Source organism: Pseudobacteroides sp. (assembly GCF_036567765.1).
Classification (GTDB): Bacteria; Bacillota; Clostridia; order Acetivibrionales; family DSM-2933; genus Pseudobacteroides.
Genome location: NZ_DATCTU010000074.1, coordinates 52,564 through 66,693 on the forward strand (window position 1 = coordinate 52,564; position 14,130 = coordinate 66,693).

General features: G+C 42.1%; 17 protein-coding genes. All 17 read right to left on the minus strand.

Annotation, left to right across the window (positions count from 1 at the left end):
* Positions 1 to 53: 53 nt before the first annotated feature.
* A complete protein-coding gene (locus VIO64_RS10790; RefSeq protein WP_331917997.1) occupies positions 54 to 2,444 on the minus strand; it encodes a virulence-associated E family protein in 2,391 nt (796 codons plus the stop codon).
* A gap of 4 nt (positions 2,445 to 2,448) precedes the next feature.
* Positions 2,449 to 2,763 carry a DUF4406 domain-containing protein gene (locus tag VIO64_RS10795; protein ID WP_331917999.1) on the minus strand — a complete coding sequence of 105 codons (315 nt, stop codon included), beginning with the start codon at positions 2,761 to 2,763 and terminating at the stop codon, positions 2,449 to 2,451.
* On the minus strand, positions 2,760 to 3,674 hold the full coding sequence (locus VIO64_RS10800) for a DNA-methyltransferase (RefSeq protein WP_331918001.1): 915 nt from the start codon (positions 3,672 to 3,674) through the stop codon (positions 2,760 to 2,762). The genes VIO64_RS10795 and VIO64_RS10800 overlap by 4 nt, the downstream gene beginning before the upstream one ends.
* Entirely contained in the window at positions 3,661 to 4,956 is a 1,296-nt protein-coding gene (locus VIO64_RS10805; RefSeq protein WP_331918003.1) for a DEAD/DEAH box helicase, read from the minus strand. Before VIO64_RS10805 ends, VIO64_RS10800 begins: the two co-directional genes overlap by 14 nt.
* A 62-nt stretch (positions 4,957 to 5,018) precedes the next feature.
* Positions 5,019 to 5,807: a DNA cytosine methyltransferase gene (locus VIO64_RS10810; RefSeq protein WP_331918005.1), complete on the minus strand. Its 789-nt coding sequence runs from the start codon at positions 5,805 to 5,807 to the stop codon at positions 5,019 to 5,021.
* 13 nt (positions 5,808 to 5,820) lie between these two features.
* The gene (locus VIO64_RS10815) at positions 5,821 to 6,648 is read right to left on the minus strand and encodes a hypothetical protein (RefSeq protein WP_331918007.1); all 828 of its coding nucleotides are present in this window, start codon (positions 6,646 to 6,648) and stop codon (positions 5,821 to 5,823) included.
* A 2-nt stretch (positions 6,649 to 6,650) separates the two neighbouring features.
* Positions 6,651 to 8,624, minus strand: a complete 1,974-nt coding sequence (locus VIO64_RS10820) for a DNA polymerase (RefSeq protein WP_331918009.1) — start codon at positions 8,622 to 8,624, stop codon at positions 6,651 to 6,653.
* Positions 8,621 to 9,340: a DUF2815 family protein gene (locus VIO64_RS10825; RefSeq protein ID WP_331918011.1), complete on the minus strand. Its 720-nt coding sequence runs from the start codon at positions 9,338 to 9,340 to the stop codon at positions 8,621 to 8,623. The genes VIO64_RS10820 and VIO64_RS10825 overlap by 4 nt, the downstream gene beginning before the upstream one ends.
* Before the next feature lie 30 nt (positions 9,341 to 9,370).
* Positions 9,371 to 10,519 (minus strand): DUF2800 domain-containing protein, encoded by a 1,149-nt coding sequence (locus VIO64_RS10830; protein ID WP_331918013.1) that lies wholly within the window; start codon positions 10,517 to 10,519, stop codon positions 9,371 to 9,373.
* Positions 10,519 to 11,145, minus strand: a complete 627-nt coding sequence (locus VIO64_RS10835) for a hypothetical protein (protein WP_331918015.1) — start codon at positions 11,143 to 11,145, stop codon at positions 10,519 to 10,521. Before VIO64_RS10835 ends, VIO64_RS10830 begins: the two co-directional genes overlap by 1 nt.
* A gap of 33 nt (positions 11,146 to 11,178) precedes the next feature.
* Complete coding sequence (locus VIO64_RS10840) at positions 11,179 to 11,334, minus strand: hypothetical protein (RefSeq protein ID WP_331918017.1); 156 nt, start codon at positions 11,332 to 11,334, stop codon at positions 11,179 to 11,181.
* A complete protein-coding gene (locus VIO64_RS10845) occupies positions 11,328 to 11,540 on the minus strand; it encodes a hypothetical protein (RefSeq protein ID WP_331918019.1) in 213 nt (70 codons plus the stop codon). The genes VIO64_RS10840 and VIO64_RS10845 overlap by 7 nt, the downstream gene beginning before the upstream one ends.
* 74 nt (positions 11,541 to 11,614) lie before the next feature.
* Positions 11,615 to 11,755 (minus strand): hypothetical protein, encoded by a 141-nt coding sequence (locus VIO64_RS10850; protein ID WP_331918021.1) that lies wholly within the window; start codon positions 11,753 to 11,755, stop codon positions 11,615 to 11,617.
* Positions 11,749 to 12,756, minus strand: a complete 1,008-nt coding sequence (locus VIO64_RS10855; protein WP_331918023.1) for a hypothetical protein — start codon at positions 12,754 to 12,756, stop codon at positions 11,749 to 11,751. Before VIO64_RS10855 ends, VIO64_RS10850 begins: the two co-directional genes overlap by 7 nt.
* 175 nt (positions 12,757 to 12,931) lie before the next feature.
* Positions 12,932 to 13,168: a hypothetical protein gene (locus tag VIO64_RS10860; protein WP_331918025.1), complete on the minus strand. Its 237-nt coding sequence runs from the start codon at positions 13,166 to 13,168 to the stop codon at positions 12,932 to 12,934.
* An 18-nt stretch (positions 13,169 to 13,186) separates the two neighbouring features.
* Positions 13,187 to 13,486, minus strand: a complete 300-nt coding sequence (locus tag VIO64_RS10865; protein ID WP_331918027.1) for a hypothetical protein — start codon at positions 13,484 to 13,486, stop codon at positions 13,187 to 13,189.
* 7 nt (positions 13,487 to 13,493) lie between these two features.
* Complete coding sequence (locus tag VIO64_RS10870; RefSeq protein ID WP_331918029.1) at positions 13,494 to 13,886, minus strand: hypothetical protein; 393 nt, start codon at positions 13,884 to 13,886, stop codon at positions 13,494 to 13,496.
* Between the last annotated feature and the right edge of the window lie 244 nt (positions 13,887 to 14,130).

Here is a 14,130-nt window from a genome sequence, read left to right on the forward strand (position 1 = left end):
TTATGCCTAAATTGCCTAATTTTTAAAAAGTGCCAAAACAAAGTTTACAAAGTTTACAGCTTAACAAATCCTTTTTGCATTCCATAGCACCCAAATCTATAAACATTATTGTATTTAATCCACCCTTTTAATTTAGATAGGATTGCATTAATCTCAATAGCATCTGAACGCTTCATGTGCTTTATATCTCCTCCGAGGCATTCACACCATATTTCTAACGCACATATCCTATCCCGTGCCACGGTTTCGCACTGAACGCGGCCAAACTCGCCCGACCAATATAATCGCCTCTCGGCCAAACCTCTTTTATCCCAATCCGGGGGCACAGGCCTATCAACAAACTCCTGCACAATCCCCTCCTTGGCGTTACTAACTTGGTGTATTTCCTGCTGTATTTTTGCCTCTGTTTCTGCTTCACCTTTAAGATATAATGTTTCACCCATCTGCCAATAACAAAAAGCCTCTGCCCATATTTGGTCCACTTCTTCCGGAAGATCACTCCATACATTCTTAATAGCTTTATATTCGCCTACATCCACAGGCCAAAATCTCCTATTACCGGTACTATCTTTTAAGAATTCACTGTCGTTGGTAGTACCAAAGAACACGCACCTACGCGGATATGGGTTGGTACGTTTACCGAAAGGCTCACGGTATATATCCTCTACTCTGGACATAAATTGCTTAACTGCATTAGTCTCGGATCTACTTAACCCGTTCAATTCTCCTATTTCATTTATCCATGTGCCTTGAATCATTTCGCTTGCTTCTTTGCCCTCAAATGTCTGCAGTGAATCACTAAACCAGTTCTTTCCTAACAGCCTTAAAAAGGTACTTTTCCCGATTCCCTGAGGGCCTGAGAATATTGGCATGGTATCATATTTACATCCAGGGGCCATTGCCCTGGCCACTGCTGCAACTAGTGATTTTCTTGAAACCGCTCTTGTGTAAATGGAGTCTTTGGCCCCCAGATAATCACTTAATAGGGTATCGAGCCTTTTCACTCTGTCCCATTCCAGCCTAGTGAGATATGTGTTAACAGCATTAAACGAGTTCTTATGTACACACAGCCCCAAAGCATCATCGATCTTAGTACTGCTTGTTATTCCGTATGTCTTTTCAACATACCATCTAATACCTCTATCGTCGTTATCGCTCCAAACCCTGTGTTCATGCCTGGGATCCCAAGGTAGTGATCCAAACACCAAAGCCCTGTTTGAGAATTCATCGAAAGCCAATTTGTTTTTAATTAGAGGATCGTTTTCCAATATGATCAACACATTATCTGTAGTTTTGGCCACTGCTCCGGTCGTAGGACTTACCTGTAATCGTGCTATCCAGTTAGCATTTTCAACAACTAACCCGGAAAATTCTGCTGTTGCTTTCTCATACCGTTCCTGATTTAACAGTGTTGACACCTGGCTATCAGATACAGCGAATTCACACATAGCCGTATAGCTCGGCATTTTATTTACAGGTGTGTCGGGCTTAACATCGTCATCCATATGGCCGAACTTATGCAGCCTTACAAGGTCGAAAGCATTACACAATTTACTGCCCGCCGGATCTGTCGCATGGTGGGAATACAGGAAATTACCGTTTTCATATATAATCGCCCCACCTACAGTCGAGCCACCTGTAAATGTCAATCTGTCTTCCAGGTTATCACATGTAGTGTATATACCAGGTAAAAAAGTCTCTATTGCACTGTATACGTCGTACACTCTGCAGAAAGCACCAACAACGCCCGCTTTGGTTAACGGATCGCCCTGCCTCTGTGCCAGCTTTACATGTTCAGCCTGCACGCCTGGCACTTGCGGCCACTCTGATACATTACGCCAGTCAGCGTATTGAGCCAGAACACCATCAACTGATAGAAAAGGCTTATCACCTACCTGATATACATACTGGCTATCACTACAGCATGACGGCCAGTACATAAGCCTATGGGTCTCAAAAGTGGAAGGGTCACACATTTCTATACCAATCCATGATGCAAGCTTTCTGGCTAATGGCTTATATTCATCTGCTGTCGCTGTACGGTCTAATGGTACAAGTATGCGAAGCCTTGGCTTAATCGGTTCGTGTTTCCTGGTGCTGTACACCGCATAGCCGCAACCTAAAGACTCTAAGCGGAGTAATATCGTATTAGTCTCACCTGACTGTATGTTGTCAAGGTCCAGGGTAACAATGTCACGGCCTAATACATTAGTGACCTTACGCCTGTTATCCTTAAGAGTACCGCCCACGAAACCGCCTACGTCCTTTAATTCGTCTTGACGTGACTTAGGTAACCTAAGATATTCAAGCAAAGACTCAACTCCGCGTGTAGGTGTTTTAAGCCGTTCCACCAACTCCGACCAATACAGTGATTGTGCTGGCCATAAGGTTGCTTTTCGTGATCCTGCCGATGAAATTTTTATTTGTCTGTCATAATTAAGCATGGTATCATTCCCCATCGTAAATTATTGGAATGTTGTTGGTCCTAGCAAACCTTAATTCGTTCTTTGTACCTTCTGATCTCTGCCAACCTTCTATAGCCACTATTACATCGCACCGATTAAGTATTTCTATATCGCCATCAAGGAAAGTTTCGTCAGGAACTACGCCATCAAATAAAGCTGAATTACTATGAGGACAAATGACTGCGTAGCCTTTTTTCCAGTATTTCTTTGCTACTTTTCTTGCCCTTATAATGTTGAGCACAATTCCAAGTTTGGTTTTAGCTCTGTACGGCCCCGCTATGTAGGCTATTTTCATCATGTGCCATTCACCTCCTGCAGCTCCGGAAGTTCTGCATCTTCCAAGTCTTTTATTGTTGGTTCTAATAATGCATTAAAGCAATTTCCTATAGCCTGTTGGTAATAGCTGCCTTTTAACTCTATGCCTAATCCTCTGCGGCCCATCCTGATAGCCATATATATTTCTGATCCGATACCAGCAAATGGACTGAGCACAATATCATTTGGATTGGTCCATAACTCAATGCATCTTTTTATTACTTCTAGCTGCAGAGGACATATATGGCGTTCGTCTTTTTCCTCTCTGGCCGATTTCCTCTGCAGTGTATCGCCTTGTTTAATATCTGTCCAAATAGGTGATGCGTATCGCTGCCACATGCTAACCGGGAATGATTCGTCTGTGTGTGTTACTCTTTCGGGATTTTCCCCGGGCTTTCGCATTGTAACAACAAAATCAGGAATACCCTGGCGGCTCATTGTGCTGTCTTTCTTAAGCTGTTTATGTAGTAACCCAAGTGCTTTTGTTCGTTGCATTGCGACAACTGGATCTTTCCAGATACAAACCTCTGAGTGATATATCCAACCCTCTTTTACAAAAGTTTCTATGAGCTTTCCTCTAAAGTCTGTTATTCCAATAACCCCGTCTCGCTCTTTACTGGTTGGAAGGTTCATACAGTGAAAGCTTAACAACCGCCCCGGCATTATAACTCTGTACAACTCCCTGACTAGGAATATAAAGTTATCAAAGAATTCATCATGGCTTTTGCAATTTCCCATATCTCTGTCACTGTTTGAGTAGGTATATAATGAAGCAAATGGAGGACTAAATATTGAATAGTGTATGCTGTTATCCGGAACACCTTTAAGGACCTCAACACAATCCCCGTTGTACATGCTGTATCTACTTGTCACACCTTGACTAATAACTTGCAATTTGTCTCATCTCCTCCCATTCCGGAAGCACCATTTTAATTTTTGGGTTGTATGGTGTATCTATCCGTTTAGTTGTTTGTAATTCCTTTTTGGTTATCTCCTTGGTGTATTCAATCATGGCCAATTGCATTTTTAGGGCATCGCTCTGTTTTCTCTCAATGTTTTTTTTTACACACCCCTCTTTTGCACTTATGACAATATGCACATTAACCGGTTTATTCTGGCCAAACCTCCAACAACGCCTAACAGCTTGATAATACTGTTCATAGCTGTCTGACAGCCCGACAAATATCATATTGCTGCAGTTCTGCCAATTCATACCCCAGCCAGCTATTGATGGTTTTGTCACCAGGGCTTTAACTTCACCTTTGGAGAATCCGAGCATCGAATCAGATTTATGCTTCGGTTTATCACTTCCGCAAACTTCAACTGCACCGTCTACGGCTTTGGTTAGTGCTTCACTTTCTGCGTTGAGATCACACCATACAAGCACTTGACCGTCTAGGCTGTTTGCTATCTCCGCAGCTTTTGCAACTCGTAGTTCTAAGCTGTCTTTCCTTGCTTGCCTACGTTCCATCAGCGATAAGCTTTCCTGTATAGGCTCCTCGCCATCAACTATATGTTCTATAATGTTGAGTGGCGGAAGGTTGTAGCATTCTCCCGAGTATCCTAAACAATCAGGGTTATTGATAAACACGGACCAGGAGGCCATCCACTGCCAGAATACGTCCTCTGCATGTCGCTTTAATCTCCATTTTGAGGTGCCGCCACCATCATGCACAAAGTACATGGCCAGCATTTCAGCTCTTGTCATTACTCCAAGGAATTCAGCGTGATTGCCTAATTCCATGTAGTCATTTGGTGCAGGTGTCGCAGTACAAGCAAGCCTATAAGGTGTTTGATTGAAGTTATCAATTATCAGATTTCTCATTTTGCTGTCAAAGTGCTTTAGTATCGAGCTTTCATCCAGGATTATTCCTACAAATTCACTGGCCACGAAGTTATGAAGTTTTTCATAATTTGTAATGTTTACACCGGGTTTGACGTCTGCTTGGCTTTCACATATGTTAAGTGGTATGTTGAATTTTTCTCCTTCTCTCTTTGTCTGTTCTGCCACTGCAAGCGGTGCAAGAAGGAGAACATTACCACCTGTGTGTTTATGTACCTGATAGCCCCATTCTGTTTGCATTGGTGTTTTACCTAATCCACAATCAGCAAATATAGCCGCCTTACCTTTAGCCAATGCCCAACGAACTATATCACGCTGGAAGTCATACAACATTGGGTTAAGTGTGTTCTTATCTATTTCAAAGCCTGAAGACTGTAATATAAATCGTTTCTTCTCTAAGAATGTTTTGTAATCCATAAGTCACCTCTCAATATATCTGCTATTGCCCTAAGTATTGGGTAAACTTGCTGCGGTACTACTGCATTACCTAAACATTTATGGCGTTCATTGTGTTTGTATCTGTCCAACTTGGAGGAAAGCCCATAAGCCATTCCGAGAACTCCGGGTTTATATGTTTCCCAATCAATTCCGGGTGCTGTTTGCCTATAGCTGCAACCAATGTCCGGCCGTGTTTGCCCTTCGCCTCTGTTGGCGTTTCCTTCCTTATAAGCTTGTGATCTTGACTTGCCCTTGGCGACACATACAATAAATACCCTGTATCTGTAATGATGTGCTCCGACAGCAATAGCCGGTATGTTAAATGTCCTGACTTCGAAACCACAGTTTTCCAAGTCGGAGCAAACTGAATCATGTATCGTGGATAAGATTCCATTAACATTTTCGCCAATAACCCAAGTGGGGTTGAGCTCTCTGATAACTCTGAGCATTTCTGGCCACAAGTGCCTTTCGTCTTTTTCTGCGAGCCTTTTTCCGATAACGCTATGAGGTTGGCACGGGAAACCACCACTGATAAGGTCAACCGTTGTTCTGTTAGTTCTAGCAAAGAAACTTTCCATTGTAAGCTCACGTATATCCCTCCATCTTGATACGTTTGGCCAGTGTTTTTCTAATACTTTGGTTGGATAATCCGCCCATTCGCACTGGCCCACAGTTTCAAACCCTGCCCACTCAGCTGCTAAGTCGATGCCGCCTATTCCTGAAAATAATGATAAATGAGTAAGCATAATCTTTAATCCTTTACTTAAAAAATTCTTTATTACGTGAATATATAATAGCTGGCCTAGCCCACAGCCTTTGGAATTTTGCCCATTCAGGGTCCTCAAATCCGCTTTCGTCTTTGTACAACATAGCAAACGGCATAAATCCAGCTTTGAGTGTATTAATCAATCTATTTTCTGCCTTATCAAATGTGTCATTTGGATAGCCTACCAGCACATATGCAAAACACTTTCTTTTTTTTAGTGTAAATCCATAATCAGCTAATAGTTTTCCAGCATTTACGAGCGGCTCATAATCATCTGGCGTATCATAAGCAAAATAAAGCTCTTGCACTTTTACATCTTGTATTAACTCAACGTGCCAAGGTTTGAGCAGTTTTGCTTCAAGCCCTCCGGTGAATTTTGGCCGTTCAGGTTGTCGCTTTAACATGCTGAATACATACCTTATATGAGCCTCAGAGCATGAAAGCAGGTTATCATCTTGAACTATCCAACCATCCATTACAATTGGCATTTCCCTCAATGGTCCTTGCGTCTTTGGAACTCTGCAAAACCAGCAATTATTGTTGCAACCTACAGAGGTTATAACATAGCCCTTTTTAAGATACATTCCAGGTATAAAGAAATCTGTTTTATCCCCATATGCTGGGCCACCTATTTTGACGTTATAGCCCGCTTTACTCCATAATCCTGCTAAGTATTCGCCCTGTGATTTATCATAGGTAAATGTTACTGACACATGCACCTCATCGACTTCTAAGCCTGGCTTCGGATATCCGAAAAAAGCTAATTCATCATCAGGTGTTGCCTTTGTTATTCTTGGGAAAACTCTAGCTATTTTCAACATCCTCACTCCTTCTTATAGAATTTAGTCACGAACCCATCAGCCTTAAGTAGTAAATCAGGTGCCCATGGCATCGGCTCACACATTATTTTAATCATATCTTCCAGTGCCGCCTCAGAGTGCTCCGGTACTTCTGCAATACATTCATCATGTACATGCATTACAACTTTATAACCGGCTGCGTATAGCCTGATTAAACTTTCAGCAAGACAGTCCCTCGCTATTGCCTGAATACAGTTTTCAACGATTTTGCCCCCGTATGTCTGCAGCTGCGTCCATTTCTTAGTGTCTTGGTCCAGGCCGTAATAGAAAATTGCTTCTTTGCCCCAGGAGTTAAGTCCTAAGTGAGGTTTAACATAGAATAGCTTTCTACCACTAGGCAAAGTTATAGTTAAAAAGTCCTGACCGTTTCTACTGTCTAGCTCTCTTGCAAATATTAAACCTCTTACACCCACCGGCTGGCCTGTTTTAACCGCTTGCAGTGCTGCATTTTCTAAGGTATACCATAGGTCAACGATTCTTTTGTTTGCAGCTCTCCACCGTTTAACTATCTCCGGAAGCTCTTCTTCATTTAGTTCATTTTTGTTATCCATTGATTTTAAAGCACCTGCCCCGCCTTGATACCCAAGTGCAAGCTCCGCAATTTTACCTTTTTGCCTAAGATCATATTCAGGATTACCCTTTTTGATCTTTTCAAGCGGTACGCCAAACATTTGACTAGCACTGGCCTCATATATCTTGCCATGTGTTGCAAATACTTCAAGCCGCCATTGTTCTTGAGCTAACCAGGCTATTACTCTAGCCTCAATGGCCGAAAAGTCAGCAACGGCGAACGCGTTACCAGGTGCAGGAATGAAAGCAGTTCTTATTAGCTGGGACAGTGTGTCGGGTATATTGCCGTATATAACTTTGAGTGCATTAATATTTTTGTCTTTTACACAATCCCTTGCATGCGATAAAGTTTCTAAGTAATTACGGGGTAGGTTTTGCACCTGGACCAACCTTCCAGCCCAGCGGCCTGTTCTATTTGCACCGTAGAACTGTAACAACCCTCTAACCCTACTATCAGCACAAACAGCTTCACGCATTGCATTGTACTTTTTAACACTTGTCTTGGATAACTCTTGACGGATCTCCAACATTCTTTTTGCTGTGTCACTGTCTACCTTATCAATAAGCTTCTTAACCGTTCCTTTTTGAAGGTTTTCAATTTCTTCGCCTGTTTCATTAGTCAGCCATTCAGATAACTGCTTTACACTTTTAGGATTTTCAAGCCCGGATATACTTACTGCTTCATTTAGTAATTCAGCCGTTATTATTTCATTACATTCCAGTGATCCTGCAATTAGGTCTTGATCTACCATAACGCCGCCACTATTAATGATTTGATCTAAGCACCATAGATATTGTTCTTTAGGCGGCACGGGAAAACTCTGTAATTTTAAATCGACTGTCATTTCTGTAACAACATCTCGCACACAATAGCTTTTAAATAACTGCCATTTCTCCGGTTCATGGTGCGGCAGTGTCCTGGTTCTAAAGCCGTTTTTAGCTGTAGGCTTGCATGGTACACAGAATATTTTTATTAGTGCTGAGCCTATGCCCATTTTTTTCTTATCCTGCGAAAGTCCTAACGCCTCTCCAACTGCTGCAAGTCCTGCAGGATAACCACAATATAAACCATGAAACATAGTACATTGCCACTGATGCAGCGGAGAGTAATAAAACTTGTTAAGGCAGTACCACTCAAAAGGTGCATTGTATGCGTGCTTGATAAAGTTTTCATCTTGTAAAGCCCATACGATATCGTTTGGTATTATTTCGCCTTGTGCTAAGTCAACTATTTGTGTTTGCCCATAATCAACCGAATACGCGAATAGCAGTATTTGAAAGTCAGGGGACTGAACATATTTGAACAGTCCCGCTTTTTTAATATCTACACTACTGTAGGTCTCAATATCCACCGATAAGTGTCTCATAATCCGTATATTCCGCCATTAATCGGCAACCCTGTTATTGGATCAATAGCCTGTTGTTGTACTGGTGCACCTGCTGGTGGGTAATAAGCACCGTTTGATGGAGGTATGTACCCACCAGGCTGCGGAGGAGTATACACTGGCTGCTGTACTGGCTGTGTAAACTGTTGCGGTGCCGCAAATCCTGTGTCACCAAATGCCGATTCTACTGATACCCTATTTCCTAATGGCTCACCGTCCGCTACTTTCTGCACTGCATTTAATCCGCAGCCTATGCCTTTGTTACCTGAGTTGAAGAAACCAAAGAAATTAATGCTTACACGGGCATACATGCCGCTATATACTTCTGTCTGATTGATAATTGGATTGAGCTGCAGATCGCACACAGGCGGTTGTTGCTTTGATGATGCATTAATTACCCAATGCCCTTTGCACTCCTGGCCAAATGGCTCGCCATTCCTGCGTAGTCCGTCACCGTCCTGCACTGGTGTTGATATCTGTGGAGGTCTTGCCCCGTTCCACTTACCAGCTACAGCCGCGGTGATAGCTGCATTAATAGCCGCGTCGATTCTCTGCTTTGTTGCTATGTCTGTTTTAGGTATTAGAATAGTTACACTATACTTTGGCTCTTGGTTGGGCTGAGCTGAATATGGCTGATAAAGATGCACATAGCTTAATCTTGCTTGACCTGTTGTTATTGTTGTTGGATTATTACTCATAGTTTTCATTCCTCCGTTTTGATTTGATTATTAATTCCCAAATGCCTCTTGTAATGTGATCGTTTGATATGCTGATCTCTTATCCTCAATTGTAGCTAATGTCGGACTGCCCTTTGGTTTTTCAACGTGATTACCTAATAACTCGTTGAATCTCTTTTCGCCTAATAACTTCTCCACTGCTGTTAATGTGATCGGTTTTCTCTCATATAACATTGCCTCGTCAATGCCGTTTGCCTTTACTACCGCAAAAGCTTCATCCTGGTTAATAAATCGCCTGTTGCTTCTTCCCTCAACTGCTTTCCATCCTTCAACCTGATTACCTTTTAGTAATTCGCTAAGTGCGTATTCCTCCAAGTCTTTCGCCCAGGCTGCCAGGTCTTTTGCTTTCTGTAGTATCCGGCCAATCTCGTCATTGGTTATAAGTGCTGGATTTATCTGCTTGTAGGTGTCGAGTGCCATATTGAAATCGGCTCGAGCCCTACATAAGGCTTTAGCTCTACAGAACCTACACCATTCACCCGGTACATGTTCACCTTCACCGAAAAACGCCTTTTGAGCTGTGGGAGCTATTGCAGCACCCCATTTTAATAGCTCATCAATTGTTATTACATCATTCGATATGTTGTCTAGCCTTGGCTGAATAATTGTCGTGCTAATTTTTTCTATCTGATATAGGAACGAATACTCTGTAAATGCACCAAGTGCGTACAACTTCATTTGTGGGTTATCTTTGGCCGATACTGGCACGCCCTTACCATATTTAAGATCAATTACATGAAGCGTATTTCCGCCTATTATGATACAGTCACCAGTGCCAAATCCCTCCGGGGCATATTGGCTGTAGTCTAATCTTTTCTCAATTGCTATGTAGGGCGGCGACGTAAAACTGTGTATTATACCAGCTATGTGTTCGACATACATGTCTGTGTATCTGTCCATTTCATCCTGGTACAATGGATTTTCCTGAAGCTTCTTTAAAGCACTTTTGTATTTCTTCGGCCCCATTGGATCGGTGAATTGCTTCTTTAGTTTTAGCTCCCCAATCTCATGGGCCAGTCTGCCTTCATTTGCGTAAACACTTTCCTGCTCTGGCATTTTTTCTTCCAGCCTTGCGGACGGCGTGCAGTGTAGCCACTTGTGTGATCCGCTGGCCGACAATAACGCGTGTTGTTCTGGCATTACAGCTTCGCCCCCATTTCACGCAGCTTGAAAGCAAATTCAGAGTATTTGTCTTTTGGCAATGCCGTCAATGCTGGTATTCCATATGAACCAACTAAGGCTCTTACCTCGTTTACTCTGCCCGCGTCTACAAGCTGAGTGGCTGCAAGTGATAATTGCTCAAGGGTGTATGTAGGTGCTGTGGTCGGTGCAACTGGGGGCTGCGGAGTGTTAACAGGTGCTTGTTGTACTGGTGCTTGTGGCGGTGTCTGAGGATATTGCACCGGCTGCATAGGCTGTTGATACTCATTACATGCTGGCTGTGCTGTTGGTACAAAGCCATTAACGGGTGTAGGTGCTACAGGGTTATTGCAATTACCTACAGAAGTTAACACTGGATCAGGTGTGTAGGTGTTGCAATCTCCGCATTGCTGTACTGGTGTTGGTGCTTGGACGGGAGCTGGCTGTTGCACTGGCTGCTGTACTGGCTCGGGTGTAGTTGCTGCAGGTGTTGCAGGTGCTACCTGACTTGCTTTACTTCTGGAAGTCTTAGTGCTTGTTGATTCTTTACCGATTGTAAGTGCTGCAGCTAAGTTGTTGATTGCTTCCACCATTTCAGGTGCTGATACATTAATTTTGATTTCCATAGTTCTCATATCTCCTTTTATATTTAATAATTTTTAATTGGTTTCATCAGGTTTATAAGTCTCTTTTCCTGTTCCTTCGCATGCACCGCATGGAGGGCTTCCGTCGTGGTCATAATATCCAGAGCCATTGCATGCAGTACACGGCCTTTGTTTCCATCCGTGAATATATTTCAAATAATACTTTACCAACTCCTCCTATCCTCCAGCCCGTCATGCCATCCTGTCTTATCAAGATGGTCGAGCCATTCTACATATATGGTTAGCTTTTCATCTGTCATACTGCCAAGGTTAGTTCTCTCAAGGCCGAAGCGGCTTTCTGACGATCTTATATGTTGTCTTAATGTCTGGCCATCGTTCCCGGGTTCGTCTAAGTCATGCTTTGAGTACAACGCCATTTACAACGCCTCACTTTCTTGCTATAATGAAATTGCGAATAATTTTCTATCTGCCGCTATGAATGCGGCTATTTTTATTTGTAGTCTGCACCATAGTTGTAGTTACACTTTGCAGCTTTTTTCTTGTGTTCCTCCTTTCTGCTTGCTATAATTCGCTGTACCTGGATCGTGAATATTATTCCGGCTATGAAACCTATTGGAATACCTGCTAACATCCCGTTTTCGCCTCACTTTCCCACTCGACTCCTATATATGTAAGTACCTCGCCCCATCCCATGTCGTACATCCAAAACCGCCATTCCTTCTCGTTGTCCTCTCTTAACCTGTCAAACCTATGCGGACGCTTTTCCATGTGTATTCCAAATCCGCACATGCTGCAGCCAGTTCTTTGAGCTCTTGTGGTATAAAGAATTCCATTTTCATTTTGCTCTATGGTTCCATATATCTTCGGTACTGGTGCATTAAGATCAAGAGCTAATTGAAGCAGATCTTGACGGGTAAATATTGCGAATGGGCAACTTCTTATTGTGCTTTTTCCTATGTAATTACAACCATTTTTCATTAGGCCTTTTTCTCTCTGCCCGCCTTCTGAGGCCATAAGTCCAAGATAAGGAACCATGTTATTTTGCTTTTGCCAATCCTGAGCAGGTTTTTCCTTCATCCATTTGCAGCATTCAGATGATACTTTAAAAGGTGCGGTTTTACACTGCATATCAGGCCTATGATGGTTATACGGTCCGCCAAACAATTTAAGCCATTTTTCAGGAAGTTTTATTTTATCTGACTTTTTAAATCCTCCCTGCTCTCCCATCTGCCCAGTCATTATTGCATGTATGAATGTCTGCTTTGGGCTGTCAGGTGTTTGAAGCAATTCAATTTTTCTGGCTTTTTCTTTTGATATGACAGGAAATCCATGTTCTTTAAGCACTTGGGTTTTACTTTTATAGGGCTTTAGGAACACCATGTCAGGGATTTGCCTATGTATTTCCTGGATGCTTACATCCTCTAAGACGCTTACTGTAACCGGTGTAAAGTCTATTTTCAGTTTCTTTAGGAAGTAATAAAGCGTGATACTATCAAGCCCTCCTATGCTACAGCAAAGGTTTTTCCCGTTTGCTTCTGCCCAATCCCTGAACTCATAAGCTCTTTTTTCAGCATGGATAATCTTTTGGTCATAGGGAAGGGATTGCTTTTGTAGAAACTCAGTTATTGTCAATTCTTACTCGCCTCACTTTCTTTGAATTGTTTTAGTATGAAACGTATGCTTGTATATAATAGTTAATTGCTTATCATCTACCTTGATGTAATGCCAATTCGCTGCGTTGAGTCCTAAGCTGGAAACTAATACTTTCATCCACCTGCGTAGCCTATACTCTCGCATAAATACCACCTCAATTAATTTGTTTACATAACTGTTTTCTGACATTTACGGAATTGTTTTTAGGGTTCATGGGATGCACACATTTACCTTTAACAAAGTACTCGCATGGCGGTCGATCAGGTTGCCTGTTTTTGTCCTTGTTGTTTTCTATCCTTGGCATGTGCTGACCATTGCAGTAGGTACGCTTTCTGGGGCAATGGGCATTTATAAAAGTTTTTAGACCGCTAATGTTGATTGTCTTTTCCATGATTGGATCACCTTCTTTCTAGCCTCTGTCACAAAGTTCAATCGGTTTATTGCAGCAACGACACACATAATTGCTAGAATCAGAAAAAGCTTTTTGTGATTGGCATATATCGTGGCCAGGCTTTTTCATAATCTCAATAACCTCCTGAATATAAGGCTCATCTGTGTTGATTACTATGTAGGTATTAATCGGAGCCTTGTTATCATTTCTACGTCCGAATTCTATTTGCGAAGCTGCTTTCTTAACTCCTAACTTTGCAAAATCGCTGCAATACTTTTCGATATCTTCGTTTTTGAAAACGGTAAATCTGATTTCCATGATTGGATCACCTCCCAGCTATTAAAATAACTATTACTGTCCAGGGTACTGCCACACCAAATACAGCTACTATGACTTTAAACCAGTTAATTGATTTCATACCGAAACGCCTCCTAAGTATTTGTTTCTCTATGTCCTCGATTTTCATATCCATCCAAACATCCTCGACCAGTTCGGGAAATTCGTAATAATCTACGCCTTTAGCCATTAGTTTCCTGATCTCGTTTACAATCTGTGTTGCTTCTCTTTCCTCGTCCAGTGTGCCTAATAGCTCTACATCGTCGTCGCCATCTATGGCGTATACATTCCAACCTATAAACTTTCTTTCGTGATACTGTTTAGATGCGTAGACACGTTTAACGCCCCAAATTAACTCTTTATCTTGATTTCTGATATTCATAATGCTTAAGCCTCCATCATGCGAATTCGTTGAAACAATCTGATAGTTTGGATATACTCTCCATCCTTTTTCTTAAGCATCTTTTACAGAGTGTATGACGGCCGTACTTCTTTGTGGAAAATTTTCTTTTGTGGCATTCTTCGCAATGTTTAAGTTTTAACATGGTTCATGCCCTCCGAATTCGAATTGGTTATTGGTCAACACCTAACCATTTTAAAAATTTAGGCCTGGTTATGATGTGTTT